Here is a 19,671-nt window from a genome sequence, read left to right as displayed (position 1 = left end):
AGATGCAACCACCGTTCATCTGTCATACATGCAAAAAAAGAATTAGGCGAAAGAAAGATCTTATTACTGCCACATTGTACTTCCGTTTGTATTTATTTCACATTGGTTGCTTTAAACGACAGCAAGTTTTCATTTCAAGATTTATCCCTGTGAATACACTATTAAATTTCTTTCTTATTATATATGGACTTATTTTTGGGAGTATTCTTATGGTTACAGAACCATCTATTTTTTGGCTCATTTTCTTATTTCCAATTTTATATCGGTTTCTTTCCTATTATTATGTTGAACGCTTTTTCTCTACATAACGTGCAGACTGCCCTCTCGGAATACTTAAACATTCCCAATCATTTTCTTTTAACATTTTACCGATATAAATCATTTGGCCAATGTGCAAAGCATAATGAGAAATTTGTCTTTCAATTGCTTGCATGACAGTATGTGCTTCACCACGAATATATACCGTCTGTAATACGTTTTCTGGTGTTAGCACATTCATCGTATTAAAAACATATTCCCATCCTTCATTCCATGCTGCGAGTACCTCTTCTTTAGAAGAATAAACACCTTCAAATTCAGCATCTCGGTTACGATCTATTTTTTCACCATCAGATGTTAAAAAATCCGTCCATCTAGAACGCATATTACCGTGCAAGTGCTTAATTATGATTGCTATGCTATTTGTTTCTTCATGAGAAGACCATTCAATCTGTTCGTATGATAATTGTGAAAGCACCCTCTCTCCTTGCTTCTTTGTTGCTTTAAAATTCGAAATGGCACATTGTAAATATTCGCGTCCGATATCCATGTTCCCCCGCCTTTACACTAACTAATTTTTGTTCCATTTGGTAATTCCATATTCGGCTGAAGTAATACAACATCACCAGCTTCAGGTACTCCTCCTAAAACAAGTACTTCTGATTTAAATCCAGCTACACGCTTTGGCGGAAAATTTACAACAGCCACGATTTGCTGACCGATTAAATCTTCTGGGGTATATCTCTTCGTAATTTGAGCACTTGACTGCTTAATTCCAAGCTCTCCAAAATCAATCTCTAGTTTAATCGCTGGAACTCTCGCTTCTTTAAATTCCTCTGCATGTGTTACAGTCCCAATCCGTAAATCCAAAGTTAAGAAATCTTCAAAATTAGCCATTTTATCACTCCTTCCATTTATTACTTAGACAAAACAAAAAAATCCCCTTTAAAAAAAGAAAGGCGCCTAAGCACCTTTCTTTTGTAGTTCACTTGATTCATTTGATTTATAGAAGAAGAAACCGAGGATCCCGCCAATACATGACGGTATTAACCATCCTATTCCTTCATTATATAATGGTAACATTTGTAGTACATTAGAAATGGCGTCAATTTTAATCTTCACACTTTCTAAACCGTTAAAGAAACTAATTAATAATGCACCTAAAATAGCTCCAATATAAATGGTATTACGCTTCCCAATCCATTTATGGAAGTAAGAAAGTACGATTAATACGATTGCTACTGGATAAATGATCATTAACACTGGTAAAGTAACTGCGATTAATTGTGTTAAACCTAGGTTAGATACAATTAAACTAAACACACATACCATTGTTACAATTGTTTTATGCGAAATCTTAGGGAATAAGTTTGTAAAGAAGCCAGCACAAGCTGATGTTAAACCAACAGAAGTTGTTAAACAAGCGAGTACAATAACAAGCCCTAATAAAATTTTACCACTTGTTCCATATAACTCATTTACAACATTCGTTAAAATAAGTCCACCATTCTCTGATACTCCAAGTGATGTACTTGTAGAACCAAGATAAGCAAGTGATAAATAAATTAACGTTAAACCAAGTACTGCAATAATACCTGATACTACTGTTATTTTTGCAACTTCACTACTTTCTTTTATTCCTTTAGAGCGGATAACTTGTACAACGACAATTCCAAATACAAGCGCACTAATTGCGTCCATCGTTAAATATCCTTGAATAAACCCACCAAAGAAAGCATTTTCTTTGTATGCTGCTAGTGGCGCAGCTGGTTCTCCAATTGGATCAATAATTGCCTTTCCGACAATAACAGCAACAATCAATACTAACAATGGTGTAAGAAATTTTCCAAACCAGTCCACTAATTTAGATGGATTTAATGATAAATACCAAGTTATTCCGAAGAAAACTATTGTGAAAAGAAATAGCATGTACCATTCGGAAACCAATGCCTCTGATAAAAATGGCTTCATACCCATTTCAAATGAAACGGCTCCAGTACGCGGAATGGCGAAAAATGGTCCAATTGCTAAATAGCTAATCAATGGGAAAATAAACGCAAATATCGGGTGAACTCTAGAAGATAGCGCTTTCAAGTCCCCCTCTACAAACGCGACAGCTGTTACAGCTAATAGGGGTAATCCGACTCCCGTCACAAGGAATCCAATTGTAGCAACCCAAACATTTTCTCCAGCTTGTTGCCCTAAAACTGGTGGAAAAATTAAATTTCCTGCTCCTAAAAATAGTGCAAATAACATTAAACCAATTGCTACTGTATCACCTGGCCTTAAACGTCCCTTCATACTTTTCATTTGCATAGCACTTTCGCATTGTTTATCTCTATTTTCACAATATGCTATGCATCCTCCTCTCTGCTCAAGCTGATAAAATACGCCCCTTACAAAGCAGTGTCTTTCTCCATAATTTCTCCATTCCCCTTATTTTTACTCTAATTATTAATTTTTGATTTTTTTGAATATTTAACTCATTAGAGTGGTATTTCGTGGAGTATAGTTGTCAGACCTCTTTGTTTTTATCACACATATAGTAACATATTTAGTTGAAAAATAAAAACATATTTTCAAATTGATTTTTTTGAAAATCCAAATTATCTACATTTTTTATTCTTTTGCACAAATATTGTTATAATTTCAACTTTCATCCTATCGTTATTTTCAAATAACTTTACTTGCATAACATGCAAAAGCCATCCAACATAAAATTAGATGGCTTTTGCATATTACTCTATCGTTTCAACTTCACGTGGATTTTTCATCTCTTCCACATACACAACTCTAAATCCATGATCTTCTAAATCTTTCAATAATGTATCTAATTCACCGTCGTTAAACTCTTCTCCTAATGTAAACATAATTCTACGAACTAATAAAGCATCATTATCAAAAGTCATTAAACTTTGGATACCTGCATATTTTTTTAATACTGTCGATAATTTTTGAATGGCCCCATTATAATCCTGTGTCCCAATCATGACAGAATATTTACTAGAATGAACGCCCCATGCATCTTCTAATAACTCGAAAACTTTTTTATGCGTTAAAATTCCAAGAAAGATGCCTTTTTCATCAACTACTGATAAATATGGTAATTTTTTTATTGTAAAAAATACTTTAAAGAACGAAGAATCTTCTCTGACATAACCTTCTTTATCGTTTAATAATTGTACTACACTCTCTTCCAGTGAACCTTTATATTCTAGAATATCTACTTTGTATACATTCCCTAAATATTTCTCTTTTTTTTCATCTAAAACTGGTACACAACGATAGCCAGTTTTATTTAAATGCTCCAGTGCTTCCCCTATCGTAATTGAACTTGAACAAAATAAAACTTCCCTTTTCGGCACATAATTCCCTTTAATCCTCATAAACAGCCTCCTTATGTTAAAATACTTTCTGTGCCATAACTATATTATATTTTCAGAAAAAAATAAATAATTTATTTTACTTTTCTGAAAATTATTCATTTTCTTGTCATAATTTATTCACGTTCCATTCAATTCTATCCACTACAATACTAAACTTCTTTACGAAAAATATATTGTAACTTACTCTGAAAAAAGCTAAAATAAGAATAAGAATTTTCTGAATATTCTAAGAGTAGGTGATTACATGTCTTTATTGGGCTCACATATATGTAAATTTATCATTGGTGTTCTCATTATATTTATCATCAGTCCTATTCCGGCTTTATTCATTACAAATAAATACTCTTACATAACTGGCTTTATAAGCATTTTTCATAACTTCGCACAACTTTCTTCTATGACAATTCCAAAGATTGATTGGATGCATGAATCTATCTTTTTCTCAGTAAATCAGATGGTACATACTTCAAATCATTCAACACCGTTATTCCCTTACATATGGGAAGTATATTTTTTATCGATTGTTCGTTTTACCTTTACTCTTGCGATTGGATTCTTCATCAGTTTAGGGATCGGCCATTTATTTTTTAAAGCACCTCATTCGGTTAAAAAGTTCACTTCCTTATTAAGATGGATACCTTACTCTTTTTGTACTGTATTATTACAATGCTCAGTCTTATTACTACTCCTATACATCGCAAAATTTATAAAACTTCCTTACTACTCATCTTTTATCATCGTTTGTAGTACTTCTATGATTATCGTTATGCAAGCCATAAAAAAATGGATTCCGTTCTTAAGTAACACAAATGAATATGAGATAAAACAATCTTCTTTCCTTGTTGATACATTATTTTTGGCGCTAACTTCGAATCATAAATCCATTTTAGGTTCCATTATTCTTTCATTCGTTTTTATGGAATGCGTTTTTCATGCAAGCGGACTATTGCAATTTATCGTTCAATTTGGCGGAAATGCACCTATTATTGTTACAATTAGCTTATTACTTTTGTATATTCCGTATTGCATACTCTCGTTCCTTCAAACACTATGGACGACAAACCACGTTACACAACAATCATACGCTTTAACGAGAAGTATTCCAAAACCTTAATTTGAAATAACCCTCTATAATCTGAAAGTAGGGGGTTATTCCTTTTGTATAGCGGACAAAATAACAGCACATTCAAAAACTATTGCAGAAACATACCAATATTTACCCTTTTTCTTTGACTATTCTTTTCGTTTGGATTTATTATAAAAGTATAACATAATTGCAGGAGGTGACATCTTTATTCCCAGATACGGAATAGAGAACACACTTGGACATATTAAATATTTTTCTCATCTTTATACTTATCCTTATTTCCGGCTTTTTCGTTGCATCAGAGTTCGCTGTTGTAAAAGTACGAAAAAGTCGAATTGACCAGCTTGCAAATGAAGGCAATAAACAAGCTTTAGCTGCAAGAAGTGTCATATCTAATTTAGACGTTTATTTATCAGCTTGTCAGCTCGGAATTACAATTACTTCTTTAGGGCTTGGTTGGCTTGGTGAACCGACTGTGGAACATTTATTACGACCACTATTTGAAAAAATTAATATTACTGGAACAATGGCGAATACTTTATCGTTTATTATTGCTTTTAGTGTTATTACATTTTTCCATGTTGTATTAGGTGAATTAGTTCCAAAGTCTTTCGCAATTCAAAAAGCAGAAGCAATCACACTAAAGTTTGCACGGCCACTTATCTTATTTGATAAAATTATGTATCCATTCATTTGGCTACTAAATAGTACAGCTATCTTTTTCACAAAACTACTCGGTTTAGAGCCTGCGAAAGAAAATGAACTTGCCCATTCTGAAGAGGAACTACGACTTATTTTAGGGGAAAGTTTCAAAAGCGGTGAAATAAATCAAACCGAATATAAATATGTAAATAATATTTTTGAATTTGACGACCGAGTTGCAAAAGAAATTATGGTCCCTCGTACAGAAATGATTTGCTTATCTACTGAAAATACGTTAGAAGAAAATATGGATATCGTTGCAACTGAAAAGTATACACGCTATCCTATCATTGAAAAAGATAAAGATGATATTATCGGTATGATCAATACGAAAGAAGTATTTCACGATCAAACGAAAGGCATTCATAAGCCACTTGAATCTTACATACATCCAGTACTAACTGTATTTGAAACTGTTCCCATTCGCAAAACGTTAGTTCATTTACAAAAGAATCGCGTTCAAATGGCAATTGTTATGGATGAATATGGTGGTACTGCGGGACTTTTAACAATGGAGGATATTCTTGAAGAAATCATTGGAGAAATTCAAGATGAGTTTGATACAGATGAATCACCTATGATTGAAAAGCGTACGCCGAAGCTTACTGTGTTAGATGGGAAAGTGCTCATTTCTGAAGTGAATGATATGTTTGGCCTACATATTGATGATAGCGATTTAGATACAATTGGAGGCTGGCTCCTCTCTCAAGCAGTGGACTTAAATATTGAGGCTGGTTATTCCATTGAATTTGCCGGTTTTCAGTTTAAAGCACTAGAACTCGATGGACATCAAGTGAAAAAAATTGCAGTACATAAATTAGACACGAAGAAGGAGTTATAAAGTGACAGTATTATTAACAATCTGTATCATCGCCTGTTTCATTGTTTCATTTCTCGCCTTTATTTACCCTATCATTCCAGGCATCCTCGCTGTTTGGGCTGGATATTTCATTTACCATTTCGGTATAAATGGCGGAGAACTCACAACTTCCTTTTGGATTATTCAAGTCATTTTCACACTATTCATTTTCGTTGCTGATTTTATTGCAAATGGATATTTCTTAAAAAAATATGGAAGTTCTAAATGGGGAGAACGTGTCGGTATGATTTCTATCATTGTCGGATCTTTCTTCTTCCCACCATTCGGTTTAATTATCATACCGTTCTTATCGGTATTTATGACAGAACTCATGCATAAAAAAGCGCCAAAAGACGCCTTTCTAGTAGGAGTTGCTACTGTAGTTGGTTTTTTAAGCAGTACAGTAGCAAAAGCCATTCTCCAAATCATTATGATTATCATATTTATATGTTATATCGTCTTTTAACCATCCCAATTTCGGGATGGTTTTTTAATAGGAAATACCTACTCGGCTATTCTCATATTGGTTTTCCCTACACAGATTCCACGTAAATTGTGCTGTATCACCAACTGTTATTTTCGCTCCTCCTTCTGGCAATACATCTTTTTCTGTTCGATATACCCCTGTCACATCACCGTCTATTAAATGCGTCGGACAAACGACCGTCCAACATAAATTACTACTACTCAGTAACTTATATGCAGCTAAATGATCTTCTGCTGCTGTTGTTGTCTTCCTTCTTGATTCCGTTGATTGAAAACGATATAAATTTAGATTTGTTCTCGCTTGTAAAATACCGGCTGTTCCTATTGTAATGATTTTATGAACTCCTTCTTCTTCCATTTTCTTTATAATTTGTGGCATACTCCTCGCTAACGTCCCATTTTGATCCGTCCCAAGTGCGCTTATTACTATATCGCTTCCTTCTATCGCTTTCTGTATATCATTTTCATTTAGTACATTCCCTTCTATTACTCGTAACCTTTCATGTTGTATTTCTATTCTATTTATATCACGTGCTAATGCAGTCACTTCAACTGAATCCTTTAATGCCAATTCAATTATATTTGAACCTACTCGACCTGTTGCTCCTAATATACATACTTTCACTTGTTTTCCCCCTCTTTCATTCTTCCTCTATTTTTCAATAATCTCAATCAATTTACAACAAAAAAGCTTCCTCTTATATAAGAGGAAGCTCTAATTATTATTTCTTTTCTTTAGAATCCGTAGACTTCTCAGTTCCACTTGTTTCTTTATCCTTTTTGTCCTCTTGTTGTGTTGTTGTATCGTCTTCTTTCTTCTTGTCCTCACCTTTACTACAACCTACCATTAATAAAGAACTTGCAAGTGCCATAGCAGTTAATGATTTAACCCATTTGTTCATTTGCGTTTCCTCCTTTAGATAGAATATGTACAATCCCATATTACTCTCTATTTTTAAAGGAAAGATTGAAAAACAGTAAATAAACGGTAAATATTTGTAAATTTTCTGATAATAAAGATATACATCTAGTTTTTTCTCTATGAAAAGAAAAAACTAAGGCGCGCATCTTTCCGCCTTAGTTTCTTATGCAAACTTCTCATTTTCATATACATGTTTAATTTTATACTCTTTCTTCACAACATATTGCCATACACTATAGGCATAACGATTCATTTTCAGGAAACAATTTTCTAAAAACGAGCGGAATTCTGGATTCGCAACTTCAACTGCCACTTGAGCAAACTTTAATGCTAACCGTTTTAAATACGAAATATAACAAGTTGCAATATGGACATCTCCTGTATATTTACTATCAATTTCCTTTTCCATTTCATGAAAATGAAATGAAATTGGTTCACAAGTTATATGCTGTACATTCTCTCCTTCTTGAAAATTCACTTGTTCATTATATGCTTGCAACATATATGGTAAATGTTGCTGTAATAGCCCCTTTAATTCTTCGTCTCTTACCTTGCCTGTATACTCTCCAACCTTATATATAAGCATATAATTATACCTCATTAGTTCTTTCATACAATCCACGAAAGTATCTCCCTTCTCTTTTGTCTATATGCTATAAATATGATGCTATAACATTCGCTATTCTTGCTAAAAACCAATCCCATTTACTAATTTTCTCAAAATCTTCTTCCGAAAATCTTTTTGATTTACGAAAATCTTCCTTTAATCGGTTCCATACGTCAGCGACAACTGTTTTATCATATATGACACAGTTAGATTCACAATTTAAATAAAAACTTCTATTATCAAAATTCGCTGTACCTATATCCACAATTTCTCCATCAATGATTGTTACTTTCCCATGAAAAAAACCATTCCGATATTGATAGATCTCCGCTCCAGCATGGTTCATCTCTCTCAAATACGGGTAGGCAGCTTGCTTTAACAATACTGCATCACTTTTAAATGGTACGAGAATTTTTACATTGACACCCCGGTTTAATGCATCTTTTAACTCTCTCATCATTTCTTTACTCGGTACAAAATATGGCGTAGCAATAATTAAAGACTTTTTAGCCTGCTTTAAAAGCGCTCCATATTTTTCCCATAACCCTTTTCCATCTGAAAATAAATATTGATATTTTACATTTCCAATTGCAGGTAACCTCTCATGTACAGGCATTTTTTCTCCTGTATCTTCTTTCCAGTCAGCAGCAAATTTTCTTTCCATATCCGTGGCACCATTCCCAATGACTCGCACATGATAATCACGCCACGGGCCAAATTTCGGATCTTGTCCAAGATACTCCTTTCCAATATTAAAGCCACCGATATATGATACTTTTCCATCAATCGTAACTATGCGTCTATGGTTTCGTTGATGCAATGAATAGAATAAATGTTTCAATTTAGGTTTTTTACTAAACGTAAACTGGATACCATTGCTTTTTAGGTGACGAATTATCTTTTTCTTCAGCTTATATCCACCTATTCGATCAACTGATAATTTTACTTCTACTCCACTCGATGCCTTTTTCTCGAGCAACTGCAAAAACTCTTTGCTTATTTCATCTTTACCTACAATATAAAAATGGATATATATGTACTTTTCTGCGTTACGTATATCCTCAAATAGTTTTGTATATAACTCTTCACCGTTCGTATACAGTTGAAATTCACCTAATCGAACTTGTCCTACTTCATATTCACTAGCCATTTTTTTCCCCATTTCCACATCGATGTTCATCCAAATGAATACACCTATTAAACAAAGGATTACAACGAAAAAGTGTTTCATGGATATTTTCCTTTCTCCACTTACTGTTATTTCTATATCTTCCCTTTTTTAATACAATATCATTCAAGAAAATATGTCATTACATGATATATGTCCATATCAAACGATAGCTCATTTGCATATTGTATGTTGTATCTTAAAATAAAAGGAGGAAATAACAATGGGCTTCGCACATGGTAATGGATTCGCGCTATTAGTCGTATTATTTATCCTCTTAATCATCGTCGGTGCTGCTTGCTTCTGCTAAGTAGTTGTCGTCATATGATATGTGGATGAAAAAACTATAAAAGCGGACACCTATTTTTAGGTGTCCGCTTTTCATATGAAAAACATTTCAGTCCGTTATAATACCTTTAACGACTACATATTCAACTCAAAAAGTTAGTAATGTAGCTACTTTCTTACTCTCCGCCTTACGTATATGACGTTGTTCTGCACGCAATACAGCAATGCGATGTAATTCTTTCTCTTCTTCTGTTTCAGGGATTACTCGAGGAACTGGAACTGGATTATTATCCTTACTAAGTGCAACGAAAGTAACAAATGATGTTGCCGCTATACGTTTCTCACCTGAAATTAAATCTTCTGCTACTACCTTCACAAATACTTCCATAGAAGTTCTACCCGTCCAAATTACAAAGGATTCATAACTAACACAATCTGAAGAGCGAACTGGATGTAAGAAATCTACCCAATCCATAGATGCTGTAACACATTCTTTTCTTGCATGCCTCGTTGCTGAAATAGAAGCAACCATATCCATCTCGGCTAATATCTTTCCACCAAATAGCGTATTGTGATCATTTAGATCTGTTGGAAATACTCGGCTCGTTTTAAACACTCTAGACTCATTAGCTGTTTTTCCCTTTACTTCAGTCATTGTTATCACCTCTTTGATTATTTCATCCGCTATTTGCAGACAGTAAGACTCCCACCACAAAATTCGGCTGGAGCAAAGAAGTTCGGTGAGAGTTCCAATTCCCATTAACACTTGAGCAGTATGAGCTTACTATCACTACACGTTTAATATTAACAACATTCAGAACTCTTAGTCCATAAAAAAGAACCGATGTGATCAATCGGCTCCTCTAAATACATATTGTTCTTTCGGCTGTTCAACTTTATTCCATTTCGTTACTTCTAAAACAGGAATGTTCGCATGGAATGGCTGATAAAATTCCGTTGATATTTCTCCTTCAACTTGAATCCAATCATCATTGTTCCACTCTACCCCTTCTGGTTTTTTCACTAACATACCATATACACCAGAATCCGCTACACAATGTATAATGCCGAAACGGAATAAGAAATATTGTTCTTTTTTAGAAGAATCATCTCTAAAAACAAATCCTTTAAAAGATAACTTTTTCCCAGTAAACTCGCCAGGATAATTATAAATTGTTTCCATCCCTTTTAGAAAATCTTCATCTTTTAAATTAATACTATCTTTCGTAACAAACTCTTTTTTCCCTTTTTCCATTACACCACGGTATCCTTCTTTCCCGTAATAAATGCTCGTATCAGGTCTTAAGAATTGCCTTGTCATAAATGGATCTGTACTTTCTGCTTGTGCTACTGGAAAATGAAATCCCTTCGCCTTAACAATATCTGAATCTAACGTTGCAATCGGGAAAAACAATCCTGTGACTATCGGAAAACAAAACAATGTGTACGAAAATGCTTTTTTCCACCACGTATTTTCATCTTTTGAATGATCATGCCCGCAATGGCTATGATCGCAACCACAATTGTGCTGTTCCTTTTCTTTTTGATGTTCTTTTTGGAAAACGATAATAATTTGAACAATCGTTAAGAATCCTAAAATAATAGCTGCTGTTGTTGATAAATAGGCATACTTCATATTGATATACTTCGTAATATTACCTGAAATATGAAGCTGCGCGATTAAAATTGTAAAACCTAATAATATATATGCTCGAAACATAACCTACCACCCCATCGCATAAATGAGTAGTGAGCTTGCATAAACAACAAGTGTAACTGTAACTGTAACGACAATTACAAATTTCGTTTTAAATGTCGCAAGCATCATAAACATATTTTTAATATCCACCATCGGTCCATATACGAGGAACGCGACAAGTGACGCTGTTGAAAATGTACTTTGGAATGACGAAGCAATAAATGCATCTGCTTCTGAACAAAGTGATAAAATGTAAGCAAGTCCCATCATAACAGCTGGTGAAGAGAACGGCCCTTGTCCTATAGCAAGAAGTGTTGAAGTTTGTACGAACGTTTGAACTGCAGCTGCGATTAACGCACCTAATACTAAATATTTCCCCATTGAGAAAAATTCCTCAACAGCATGCGTACATACATCCCACATTTTTTTACGTAATGGACGCTTATGATTCACTTCTGGGAAGTGATCATCTCGTAATTGATGTTCTTTAAACATAAATGATAATATAATTCCAACGATAATTGCTACGATAATCGCTACAATAGAACGATACCATACCATGTGCATACTACTTCCAAAGGCAACGTATGTTGCAAATAATACAACCGGATTAATGATTGGCCCAGTTAACATAAATGCAATTCCGGCATATGGCGGAACCCCTTTTCCGATTAATCGCCTTACAATCGGAACGATCCCACATTCACAGCCCGGAAACATCATCCCTAAAAAAGTAGCCATTAAAACAGACAGAAATCGGTTTTTCGGCATCCATTTTGCTACCATATCTTCTGTCACAAACATTTGAATGAATCCTGAAATAAATACACCAATGAGCACAAAAGGAAGTGCTTCGATCAATATGGAGATAAAGATTGTATTCATTTGCAGGAATGCTTTCGGTAATTGAAACAATTCCATGATGTATTTCCTCCAACTTTTCATTAACAATATGTAATTTTAACCCCATTTTATGAATTGAACAAGACTTATACGGAATTCAGCCCTCTCATATACATTACATTTTATAAGTTTTATTCTATTCGAAACTTTCGATTTCATAGCAAAAAAGCTGCTCTAGCGCAGTTATACAACTATGCTAGAGCAGCTTTCTTATCGTTAAAAGTAACGTTTCTTCCAAAAAACAAATGCTAGTGTGAAAGATAGTGTTACACATATTATGAGCACAATTACAAAACCATGTGCTTCTCCTTCAAACGGAACCTTTACGTTCATTCCAAAGAAACTAGAAACCATCGTTGGTAACGATAAAATGATTGTTATAGACGTTAACAGTTTCATAACACTATTTAAATTATTTGATATAACGGAACTAAATGTATTCATCATTCCACTTAAAATGTGACTATATATTTCCGCCATTTCAATCGCCTGTTTATTTTCAATTAATACATCTTCTAATAAATCTTGATCGTCTTCATACATTTTTAAAAATGTACTGTTACGCATTAATTTTTGAATTACGATTTTATTTGCCTTTAATGATGTTGTAAAGTAAACTAAACTTTTTTCAAGACCTAGCAATGTGAAAATCTCTTTATTTTTCATCGACTGATTTAATTGATGCTCTAAATCAATTGTTTTTCTGTTAATTTGCTTTAAGTATCTTAAATAATAAGTAGAAATCGTATATAAGAGCTGAAGTGCAAATCGTGTCTTTTTAAACGTATAAAATTCTTTAATACGTTGATTAATAAAACGTTCAAATATTGGGTTTTCCTCTAAACAAATTGTCACAAAACAATCTGGCATAACAATCATACCTATTGGAATCGTGTCATAAATCGAATTTCCTTCTTCATCATGTCTAACTGTTGGAATATCCACGATTATTAAAGTATTACTGTCTTCCTTTTCAATACGAGAACGTTCTTCATCATCTAAAGGGTCTTTAATGAAATCTAAGTCTACATTTAAAGTTTGTACTAGATATTGAATTTCTTCTTCCGTTGGATGAAGTACATTAATCCAGCAACCCTTTTGTATTTCCTCAATCTCTTGTAGTTTTCCGTTTCGGTCTGTTAAATAAATATTTAACATACTATCACCCCGATTCTTTTTACATGTAGGAATCTACCTCTCTTAAATAACAGTTTTTGAACCGCCATTCTCAGCATATGAAACATACGTTTAAATTTCAATAGAAAAATTATTTTGAAAACGTTTTTATAAGAAAAATATTTTAAACAAAGAAAAAGACAGAGCGCTCTCTGCCTTAAAAAGCTTATGTTGCCTTTATAACATATTTAGAAAGCATCCACAAGTTAAAGCCAACTGAAATCGTGTAACCCGCGTATGTTGAAATAATAAAACTTACATAATCGAAATACGGAAGCAATACAATATTTAAAACTATCTTCACAATAATTCCAATCATTAATCCTAGCACCGTTTTCTGTTGCTGATTGATTCCTTGTAACATCGCAGCTGTTACTGTAAAAAGCGAAAATAGTATACAAGCAGGAGCATAATACTGTAATATAACTCGCCCCATCTCCGGATCATTTCCGGCACCGAATAAAAGAGTATATACTGGTTTTGCTAACACCATCATTCCAATTGCCGCTGGTACCGTAATACCTACTACTAATAGATTCGTCCTCGTAAAATGTTTGTACAGTAATTTCACATTTCCTGCTGTATAGGCTTTTGTCATCTCAGGTACGAGAGACATACTAAAAGCAGTCGCAACGGAAACTGGGATAAGTACAACCATCTGAACAAGACCAATTATTGCATTGATTTTCTCCGCTTCCCCTTGCATATATCCTATTTGTATAAGTAGTTTATTAATTGTAAATGTATCAATCGTCTGATACAACGGAATCGCTAAACCAACCACAACAAATGGTATTGAATATGTAAAGAGCTCCTTATATAGCGAAAAAAAAGATTTCGTTGTTTGCGGTATACTTGCCATTTCTTTTTTCTTTAAGTGCTTTCTCCTCCTTATGTAATACGCACTTAAAACAGTCAGTCCACCTATCGCTCCCATAAAAGCACCGAACGTTGAAATACCAACAGCTAGAGAGACAGAAGCTTTTAAAATATATAAAACGACAAAACTTCCTATCAAAATGGTTAAGACTCGAAAAAATTGCTCTACAACTACACTTAAAGCAGAAGGCCCCATCGATTGGAACCCTTGAAAGAATCCCCTTAATAAACTCATTACCGGTACAAGTATTAACGCAAAACTGACAATTTGAATATTAGTTGTGACCGCCGCTACACTATTCCCTGTTTGATCATTTCCATCGATTACAAGTTTAGCTAAATGTGGAGCTAATATATATAGGGTTAAACATGAGATTACTCCCATGATTAGCATAAAAAAGATACCGCTCTTTAGCACTCTCTTAACCGTATGATAATCATTCAGTTGATCATATTTTGATACCATCTTCGAAACTGCCAGTGGTAGCCCCATCGTCGCAATACTGAGCATAATCGTATAGGGACGATATGCATACGTGTATAAAACGTACCCACTCGTACCGACCATTGCTGTAAATGGTATAACATATATAAACCCTAACATTTTAGATATCATCGTTGCCATCGTTAAAAATATCGTTCCACGTAAAAACGGTGATCCTTTCATCACATTCCTCCGCTACGCTTTATTATTACACATTATGGACAACTCCTTTTCTTTAGAACCGAAACAAATAAAAAAAGCCAATGAAAAATCATTGACTTTAACGCGCTGCCTTTTTCTTTTTGAAATACTTTAAACCGAAGTATAAAGCAACAAAGAGAACAGCTCCTATAATTATGTAATGTGTGTAATCAGATGCATACTCTTTAATGTGTCGCCAATTCCCACCTAGCTTTTCACCTAAGTATATAAATAGTATTGACCATGGAATAATCGCAACTACTGTATACAGTGTAAATAGTTTTAATGGCATCTTGGCTAATCCTGCTGGAATAGAGATTGCATGGCGTACTACTGGGATAAAGCGTGCAGAAAAGATTACTCCTGCTCCGTAACGCTTAAACCAATTTTCTGCTATGTCTAAATGATGTTTATTAATAAGTAGATATTTCCCATACTTCTCTACAACTGGACGCCCACCATAGTATCCAAGCCAATATAAAAAGATTTGAGCTAAAGTACCACCGATTGTTCCAGCAATAACTGCACCGACAAAGCTAATTTTACCATCTGCAACTAAAAAGCCCGCATATGAAAGTACAATTTCACTCGGAATAATTTCAATCATTAAAGCTAGCGCTACTCCAAAGTAACCTAAGCTTGCAAAAAATTGCAATAACTGATCTATTATGCTTGCTAACATTTTATTTTCTATCTCCTTTTTTCTTCACATACCTTCCCATTATTACATAAAGGTTGCATTCTGCCAATATCTTCATTCCAACATTATTATCGGCATAAGTATTATTAATCTATTAATGTTTCTTTCTGAGGTTCTTTCATATAGGCAAACATTTCTCTAATTTGCTCTTCTGTATTTCTAGCAACTGATAAATTAGGCAATTCATTCTCACCAAAAAACTCCACATCTTCCGTTTCAATACTCGTCTTCTTTTCACCACCGATAATCTTACAGCCTATAAAAATTTTATATACATGTGTTGCGGAAGGCGACGGGTGATGCTTTTCTTTATCAAATATAGCGAATAACTTAAAATTATCTACTTCATAACCCGTCTCCTCTAAAACTTCTTTTGCAGCTACTTCTGTCGGCGTATAACCGATATCAGCCCATCCACCTGGCAATGCCCATTTCCCATCACTTTTTTCTTTCACAAATAATAACTTTTCATTTTGAAAAACAACTGCTCTTATATCAACTTTTGGTGTTTGATAGCCTGTCTCACTTGCAAATAACTTCTCTACAACTTCCCAATCTGTCTTAGTGTAATGTGACATCATCGAAATGGAAATATCCCGTAATTGTTGGAAACGTTCTATATCATACACATCCTTAGAATACGTTAAACCCGCTTGAGCTATAGATTGTATTTGTTTTGCCCACTCAATCCATTTTATCGTCATGTTTCCACATCCCCATTTTTTATTAAGTACGTATTACGTCAATTCTATTGATACATCTTTATTATACAAAAAAAGAGATTGATAATGTTCCAATCTCTTTCAAAATTAATCCAATTCATGTAAATGATCTTGTATATACTTTCTTCTTTTATTTATATATTCCTCAATCATATCAGCTTCTTGATCAAATATTTCTAATTTTTCTTTCATATATGGATCTTGTAGTAAATATGGACGAATCGATTCACACAAACTTTCTACTTTCGGCATCATAAACGAAACAGTAAATTGTTCTTCTAATATTTCTTCCAAAATACTTCGGTATTGTTTTCTAAATACAGGTATATCTAACAATCTTGCACTTAATGTGTTATAACCCTGAATACGAATATACTCATGATTAAGTGGTCTCCCTTGTACATCTCGCCCCCAAGTCGCATCATAATCCCACGGTATCACTTCAAATAAATTTGTTTCATCATTATGATATAGTGCATAGTTATGAACAAAACCATCAAAGTTTTGCGTAAAAATGACGCCAGCTAACCACCTTAAATATTTGTCTACATGCAAAAAATTCCCAATTTCTTTTTCATATGCTTCCCTTGACAAAGTATTTGCTTGAAATACAAATTCACTCAGTTGTTCTTCACTATTTTCATTCGAATATTTAAATTCATAACCCGCAAAAAGCTCGATCTTAACATCTTTATCTCTCTCACTCATTAAAGAGAAATTCGCATCATCATCTATCGCATAATAAATAGAACCACTCGGTAATCCTCTATTTTTCAAAAAGTTTTCATCTACTGATTCTAATTGTAAATATACACCTTGAATTTGACCATTAATTTTTATAAATACATGTTGTGATTTTGGCGAAAGTACACCAATATCATGAAAAAAATCTAAAGATAATTTATTTCGTATGAGAGACGGATCCATAAACTCAGAATTTAAATGAAACTCTTTCGCACCTTGAAACTTTTTCGGTTTATAAAACATAACATGATAAGACTTTTTCTCAAATTCACGTATATGTGCACCCCGGTATACGATATCAATATCATACTTCTTTTTTCCATAAGTTAATTTTGCTGGCACTGGACTATCTGACCAAATGTCTTTTTTCAATTCCACTAAGTACATTGGATGAATAAAAAAATCATATGAAGGTAGCATATTTTCTCATCCCCTCTCAGTTCTCTTCATTCAATGTATGCGCCTTGTCTTGTCCATACATCCGCTATCATCTATTTATATAAAATTACACTCTTGTCCTGTTCATAAAGACGTCATATCTCATATCATGTTAAGGAAAAAGAATACCTTTTCAACTTAATACATGATAAGGAGGATTTCTATGAAACGTGATATTAGAAAAGCGGTTGAAGAAATCAAAAGTGCAGGGATGGAGGATTTTTTACACCAAGATCCAAGTACTTTTGAATGCGATGATGATAAATTCACTCATCATCATTGTACAACTGGATGTAAATGTACAACTGGGGGTAAATGTCCAAGAACAAGATGTACTCGCGTGAAACATTGTACTTTCGTTACAAAATGTACGCATGTAAAAAAATGGACATTTGTTACAAAATGTACTCGTGTACGTGTTCAAAAATGGACGTTTGTTACGAAAGTAACGCGTAGAAAAGAATGCGTTTTAGTTACAAAACGTACTCGCAGAAAACATTGTACTTTCGTTACAAAATGCATACGCTTTGAAAAGAAATTTTTCTGGACAAAACGAAGTTTCTGTAAAAAATGCGAATTCTTCCCTAACAGACACGGTCACTCTTGCGATGATTCATGTGATCATGGTAAAGACTGTCACGATGGCGGACACAAGTGGGACGATTGCAAAGGCGGACATAAATTCCCATCTTGCAAAAACAAGAAATTCGATCACTTCTGGTACAAAAAACGCAATTGCTAGTTTTTCACACAAAAAAAGGCCGTTTTCACGGCCTTTTTTGTATGCTTACTGAAAATGACTAATATCTGCAAATTGCTTCACTTCACCTTTATCTTCTTCAAATTCTATAATACTTAGACTAGCACTATGCATAAATGGATCATCCCAAACATTTTCTATTTCAATACCTGCAAAATGTCCTACAAGTAGCTTTGCCGCTGCCGCATGAGAAACAATTAATATACTTTCTCCTTTATGCTTTTCTAAAAGAATCTGTATCCCCTCAATTACCCTTTTATAAACAGACTCAAAATTTTCTCCTGATGTTGACTGAAAAAGATGTGGCTCATACCAAAATAATTGTATTTCGTCTGGGTATTGCCTTTCTATATCATCGACTGTCTGTCCTTCCCATATACCCATGTTAATTTCATAGAAATGCTCATCCGCGATTATCGGTATATCACGTTCGCCCTTTATTAACTCTGCAGTATGAAGGGTTCTTTCACTCGGACTACTATAAATTGCATCGATAGATAAATCTTTCATTCTATCTCCCAATTGCTTAGCTTGTAACATACCATTTTCAGTTAAAGCAGAATTTTTCCTGCCTTGCATTCGTTTCTCTACATTCCATTCCGTCTCACCGTGCCTCGTTACATATACAGTTGTTTTCATTTGCCGTTCCTCCTTACCGTGTTGGCCGCAATTCCCACGGCTCTACTCGCCCTACAATCCATTGATCACATTTACTCTCAATTCCTTTTATTACCCCATCTGATATTTCTTCATGAGTAAGCCATCTGCCGTATGTACCGTCTAATATAAAACCTAATATTATTCTATGGTAGCTACACCGCGTACCTCCTATTTTGTGGACGGTCATGCGCGATGCTTTACTACCTAAAATATGAAAAACACTGCATGTTTCAGACGATAAGTCTAATTCTCTACAAATGAGTGATAACGTCTCCTTCGCACTTGCATGTATCCATGCGACAACTAATGTTATTGGGCCATTCTGCTCAATTGTGCTTTTTATAGCTAACTTTACATCGTCTTCATTATGGTAATCTAACGATAGACATGTGATACTTTCTGGTATAGCACTCTCTCGCTTAACATTTTCCAATTTCACTTCATCTCTTCCAATAATAGAAACATGAAACTCTTGCTCACAAAGCCACATAGACACCCTCTTTAGCATTCCTGTTCCACTAATTACTAGCGCATGCAACTTC

General features: G+C 34.1%; 24 protein-coding genes. 6 read left to right on the top strand and 18 right to left on the bottom strand.

Translation table 11 applies throughout. From position 1 onward, the window contains the following. Nucleotides 1–2: 2 nt before the first annotated feature. A complete protein-coding gene (locus tag COL05_RS14195; RefSeq protein ID WP_142337491.1) occupies nt 3–308 on the top strand; it encodes a permease in 306 nt (101 codons plus the stop codon). Here COL05_RS14195 and COL05_RS14190 read toward each other — a convergent pair. The 4 genes from COL05_RS14190 to cbpA form a co-directional block, all read right to left on the bottom strand. Then, nucleotides 281–808 (bottom strand): DUF1572 domain-containing protein, encoded by a 528-nt coding sequence (locus COL05_RS14190; protein ID WP_098669078.1) that lies wholly within the window; start codon nt 806–808, stop codon nt 281–283. The genes COL05_RS14195 and COL05_RS14190 overlap by 28 nt on opposite strands. 17 nt (nt 809–825) lie before the next feature. Continuing rightward, a complete protein-coding gene (gene csaA / locus COL05_RS14185; protein WP_098669077.1) occupies nt 826–1,155 on the bottom strand; it encodes a chaperone CsaA in 330 nt (109 codons plus the stop codon). Between the two features lie 66 nt (nt 1,156–1,221). After that, nucleotides 1,222–2,559 carry a branched-chain amino acid transport system II carrier protein BrnQ4 gene (gene brnQ4 / locus COL05_RS14180; protein WP_483861168.1) on the bottom strand — a complete coding sequence of 446 codons (1,338 nt, stop codon included), beginning with the start codon at nt 2,557–2,559 and terminating at the stop codon, nt 1,222–1,224. Nucleotides 2,560–2,996: 437 nt separating this feature from the next. Further along, nucleotides 2,997–3,644 (bottom strand): cyclic di-AMP binding protein CbpA, encoded by a 648-nt coding sequence (cbpA, locus tag COL05_RS14175; RefSeq protein WP_098669075.1) that lies wholly within the window; start codon nt 3,642–3,644, stop codon nt 2,997–2,999. A gap of 244 nt (nt 3,645–3,888) precedes the next feature. Between cbpA and COL05_RS14170 the strand changes: the two genes are divergently transcribed. From COL05_RS14170 to COL05_RS14160, 3 genes are all read left to right on the top strand, one after another. Then, on the top strand, nt 3,889–4,758 hold the full coding sequence (locus COL05_RS14170; RefSeq protein ID WP_098669074.1) for a hypothetical protein: 870 nt from the start codon (nt 3,889–3,891) through the stop codon (nt 4,756–4,758). A 208-nt stretch (nt 4,759–4,966) separates the two neighbouring features. Then, nucleotides 4,967–6,274 (top strand): hemolysin family protein, encoded by a 1,308-nt coding sequence (locus tag COL05_RS14165; protein ID WP_098669073.1) that lies wholly within the window; start codon nt 4,967–4,969, stop codon nt 6,272–6,274. A gap of 1 nt (nt 6,275) precedes the next feature. Then, the gene (locus COL05_RS14160) at nt 6,276–6,758 is read left to right on the top strand and encodes a DUF456 domain-containing protein (RefSeq protein WP_098669072.1); all 483 of its coding nucleotides are present in this window, start codon (nt 6,276–6,278) and stop codon (nt 6,756–6,758) included. A 24-nt stretch (nt 6,759–6,782) separates the two neighbouring features. Here COL05_RS14160 and COL05_RS14155 read toward each other — a convergent pair whose 3' ends face one another. The 4 genes from COL05_RS14155 to cls form a co-directional block, all read right to left on the bottom strand. Continuing rightward, the gene (locus COL05_RS14155) at nt 6,783–7,403 is read right to left on the bottom strand and encodes an NAD(P)-dependent oxidoreductase (protein WP_098669071.1); all 621 of its coding nucleotides are present in this window, start codon (nt 7,401–7,403) and stop codon (nt 6,783–6,785) included. A gap of 97 nt (nt 7,404–7,500) precedes the next feature. Then, nucleotides 7,501–7,680 carry a hypothetical protein gene (locus tag COL05_RS14150; protein WP_001045960.1) on the bottom strand — a complete coding sequence of 60 codons (180 nt, stop codon included), beginning with the start codon at nt 7,678–7,680 and terminating at the stop codon, nt 7,501–7,503. 183 nt (nt 7,681–7,863) lie between these two features. Further along, nucleotides 7,864–8,322, bottom strand: a complete 459-nt coding sequence (locus COL05_RS14145) for a spore coat protein (protein WP_098669070.1) — start codon at nt 8,320–8,322, stop codon at nt 7,864–7,866. A 31-nt stretch (nt 8,323–8,353) separates the two neighbouring features. After that, nucleotides 8,354–9,538: a cardiolipin synthase gene (gene cls / locus COL05_RS14140; RefSeq protein ID WP_142337489.1), complete on the bottom strand. Its 1,185-nt coding sequence runs from the start codon at nt 9,536–9,538 to the stop codon at nt 8,354–8,356. Between the two features lie 160 nt (nt 9,539–9,698). Here cls and COL05_RS14135 point away from each other — a divergent pair, with 160 nt between their 5' ends. Continuing rightward, the gene (locus COL05_RS14135; RefSeq protein WP_000505094.1) at nt 9,699–9,785 is read left to right on the top strand and encodes a YjcZ family sporulation protein; all 87 of its coding nucleotides are present in this window, start codon (nt 9,699–9,701) and stop codon (nt 9,783–9,785) included. 126 nt (nt 9,786–9,911) lie between these two features. Here COL05_RS14135 and COL05_RS14130 read toward each other — a convergent pair whose 3' ends face one another. The 8 genes from COL05_RS14130 to cotH all read right to left on the bottom strand — a co-directional run bounded on the left by COL05_RS14130 (nt 9,912) and on the right by cotH (nt 17,691). Beyond that, nucleotides 9,912–10,418: an acyl-CoA thioesterase gene (locus tag COL05_RS14130; protein ID WP_000141166.1), complete on the bottom strand. Its 507-nt coding sequence runs from the start codon at nt 10,416–10,418 to the stop codon at nt 9,912–9,914. Between the two features lie 195 nt (nt 10,419–10,613). Further along, on the bottom strand, nt 10,614–11,483 hold the full coding sequence (locus COL05_RS14125) for a TIGR03943 family putative permease subunit (protein ID WP_098669069.1): 870 nt from the start codon (nt 11,481–11,483) through the stop codon (nt 10,614–10,616). 3 nt (nt 11,484–11,486) lie between these two features. Next, complete coding sequence (locus COL05_RS14120) at nt 11,487–12,383, bottom strand: permease (protein ID WP_000418724.1); 897 nt, start codon at nt 12,381–12,383, stop codon at nt 11,487–11,489. A 198-nt stretch (nt 12,384–12,581) separates the two neighbouring features. Next, nucleotides 12,582–13,523, bottom strand: coding sequence for a magnesium transporter CorA family protein (locus COL05_RS14115; RefSeq protein ID WP_098669068.1), 942 nt, complete (start codon nt 13,521–13,523; stop codon nt 12,582–12,584). A gap of 184 nt (nt 13,524–13,707) precedes the next feature. After that, on the bottom strand, nt 13,708–15,087 hold the full coding sequence (locus tag COL05_RS14110) for a putative polysaccharide biosynthesis protein (protein ID WP_098669067.1): 1,380 nt from the start codon (nt 15,085–15,087) through the stop codon (nt 13,708–13,710). A gap of 97 nt (nt 15,088–15,184) precedes the next feature. Further along, nucleotides 15,185–15,787: an undecaprenyl phosphate transporter UptA gene (uptA, locus tag COL05_RS14105; RefSeq protein ID WP_000881208.1), complete on the bottom strand. Its 603-nt coding sequence runs from the start codon at nt 15,785–15,787 to the stop codon at nt 15,185–15,187. 104 nt (nt 15,788–15,891) lie between these two features. Continuing rightward, entirely contained in the window at nt 15,892–16,509 is a 618-nt protein-coding gene (locus COL05_RS14100; protein ID WP_098669066.1) for an NUDIX hydrolase N-terminal domain-containing protein, read from the bottom strand. Nucleotides 16,510–16,614: 105 nt separating this feature from the next. Continuing rightward, nucleotides 16,615–17,691, bottom strand: coding sequence for a spore coat protein CotH (cotH, locus tag COL05_RS14095; RefSeq protein WP_098669065.1), 1,077 nt, complete (start codon nt 17,689–17,691; stop codon nt 16,615–16,617). Between the two features lie 181 nt (nt 17,692–17,872). Between cotH and exsB the strand changes: the two genes are divergently transcribed. Continuing rightward, nucleotides 17,873–18,451, top strand: coding sequence for an exosporium protein ExsB (exsB, locus tag COL05_RS14090; RefSeq protein ID WP_098669064.1), 579 nt, complete (start codon nt 17,873–17,875; stop codon nt 18,449–18,451). Between the two features lie 45 nt (nt 18,452–18,496). Here exsB and COL05_RS14085 read toward each other — a convergent pair whose 3' ends face one another. Further along, nucleotides 18,497–19,108: a phosphoserine phosphatase 1 gene (locus tag COL05_RS14085; protein ID WP_098669063.1), complete on the bottom strand. Its 612-nt coding sequence runs from the start codon at nt 19,106–19,108 to the stop codon at nt 18,497–18,499. Between the two features lie 13 nt (nt 19,109–19,121). Beyond that, a complete protein-coding gene (locus COL05_RS14080) occupies nt 19,122–19,667 on the bottom strand; it encodes a short-chain dehydrogenase (RefSeq protein WP_098669062.1) in 546 nt (181 codons plus the stop codon). Between the last annotated feature and the right edge of the window lie 4 nt (nt 19,668–19,671).

It is taken from the genome of Bacillus sp. AFS059628 (genome assembly GCF_002571225.1).
Classification (GTDB): Bacteria; Bacillota; Bacilli; order Bacillales; family Bacillaceae_G; genus Bacillus_A.
This window is presented reverse-complemented; position numbering and strand designations above follow the sequence as displayed.